Origin of the sequence: Mesorhizobium sp. M2A.F.Ca.ET.037.01.1.1, from assembly GCF_003998075.1 — a bacterium.
Lineage (GTDB): Bacteria > Pseudomonadota > Alphaproteobacteria > Rhizobiales > Rhizobiaceae > Mesorhizobium.
The window spans coordinates 1-1,866 of sequence record NZ_RZSA01001160.1; the positions used below are offsets into that span (position 1 = coordinate 1).

The window sequence follows — 1,866 nt, forward strand, 5'->3', positions numbered from 1 at the left end:
AGGGTGCGGCCTCCGAGCGGCTGGTCTGGCCCTTCGCGCTCGCTTTCTTCGACAAGGTGCGGGTGATGGCGGCGTGGTGCGAAACGCGCCAGGATTTCCGTCATTTCCGCGCCGACCGGATGTCCGACCTGACTCCGACCGGCGTCCGTTACCCACGCCGCCGCCAGGCGATGCTGAAGGAGTGGCGGGCGACGCTGGACGCGCCCCGCTCAAACGCCAGGAAGGGCGATTCCGCCTGATCGCTGCTGCCAGAATCTGACAGTAGGTCCGCATATGGTCCCGAAGGTCCAGACACTTTGGAGATCAGATATGACCACGCCGAATTTCGTCATCCTCTATGTCGACAGCCCGGAAAAGAGCGGTGCGTTCTACGCGTCGCTGCTCGGGCGCGAGCCGGTCGAGTCCTCGCCGACCTTCGTGATGTTCGTGCTCGACAAGGGTTTCAAGCTCGGCCTCTGGTCGCGCCACACGGTGGAACCGGCGGCTGCGGGGGCAGGCGGTGGCGGCGAGCTTGTGCTTGCCGTCGACAACGGCGCGGCGGTCGATGCCACCCATGCGGATTGGGCTGGCAGAGGCCTCAAAATGCTGCAGGCTCCGACCGATCTCGATTTCGGCCGCACCTTCGTCGCGCTTGATCCGGACAATCATCGCCTGCGCGTTTATTGGCCGAATGGGCAGGAGGGCAGTAGGGCAGTAGGGCAGTAGGTGTTCTTTCCCCCCTTATTCCCTTACTGCCCTGCTCCCTTACCCCTTGAGCGCCTTGTAGACGGCGATGCCGGCGGCGAGGTCTTCAAGGGCTGCGCCAACCGACTTGAACAGCGTGATCTCGCTGTCGGTTTGCCGGCCCTGTTTCTCGCCGCGCGCGAGCTCATGCAGATCGGCGATGATCGCTTCCGGTTTCAGCAGGCCCGAGGCCAGAGGCTGGACGATGTCGCCGGCCTCCTTGGTGGCGCCGGCGCGGGTGTCGACATAGACGCGGGCGCGCTTGATCGCATCGTCATCAGCCTCGCGCATGTCGGGCGTGAAGCCGCCGACGAGGTCGACATGGGCGCCCGGCTTGAGCAGCGCGCCCTTGACCAGCGGCGTGTTGGAGATGGTCGCGGAGGCGATGATGTCGGCCTCGGCAAGCTCCGCGTCGAGATCGCCGGCGGCATTGGCCGGAAAGCCTTCGGCGCGCAAGGCGGCCGCCACCTTTTCGGCATTGGCCGGCGTGCGGTTCCAGATGCGGATGGAGGTGATCGGCCTGACCGCCGAATGCGCCTTGGCAAGGAATGGCGACAGCGCGCCGGCGCCGATCACCAGAAGCCGCGAGGCGTCCTTGCGGGCCAGATAGGAAGCGGCGAGCGCGGAGGCGCAGGTCGTGCGCCACTGCGTCAGCCGCTGCCCGTCGATCATCGCCTGCGGCTCGCCGGTGACGCCGTCGAGCAAAAGATAGAGGCCCATCACCGCCGGCTTGCCTTTTGCGTTGTTGTCCGGCGACACGGTGACAATCTTGACGCCGATATGACCTCCCGCCGAGGTGCCTGCGGCGTTGAAGTCGGTCCAGGCCGGCATCAAAAGCAGGGTCGAGGCCGCGCCCTCCGGCCGCTCCACGCCATGATGGTGACGAACCGGCTGCACGGCGCCCTCGCGAAAGGTGGCGCGCAATGTCTCGACCAGGCCGGGAAAGGTCAGCGCGCGGTCGACCTCGGCGGCCGAAATGGTCAGCATCGAAGGCTCCGGATTGCTTTAGTTGGTCGGCTTGGGCAACGCCGGTCCATTCGGCGCGGCCGGCGCGCGGCTCACCGCCTGGCGCAGGTTTTCAGCCTCCAGGCCGCGCTGGCGCGCGAGCTTGCGGTAGCGGCCCTGCTTCACCCAGGTCGCCAT

At 66.7% G+C, this 1,866-nt stretch carries 3 protein-coding genes and 1 pseudogene; 2 read left to right on the top strand and 2 right to left on the bottom strand.

Annotated features, from left to right (window positions below; translation table 11 throughout):
- Window positions 1-239, top strand: a 239-nt coding sequence (locus tag EOA27_RS34600) for a WYL domain-containing protein (protein WP_127258518.1), incomplete at its 5' end; no start/stop codon positions are given.
- Window positions 240-309: 70 nt separating this feature from the next.
- A complete protein-coding gene (locus tag EOA27_RS34605; RefSeq protein ID WP_126081186.1) occupies window positions 310-705 on the top strand; it encodes a VOC family protein in 396 nt (131 codons plus the stop codon).
- Window positions 706-744: 39 nt separating this feature from the next.
- Here EOA27_RS34605 and EOA27_RS34610 read toward each other — a convergent pair whose 3' ends face one another.
- The gene (locus EOA27_RS34610; RefSeq protein WP_127258520.1) at window positions 745-1,710 is read right to left on the bottom strand and encodes an ornithine cyclodeaminase family protein; all 966 of its coding nucleotides are present in this window, start codon (window positions 1,708-1,710) and stop codon (window positions 745-747) included.
- 18 nt (window positions 1,711-1,728) lie between these two features.
- Window positions 1,729-1,866: pseudogene (locus tag EOA27_RS42660) on the bottom strand (DUF1049 domain-containing protein); the annotation flags it as partial.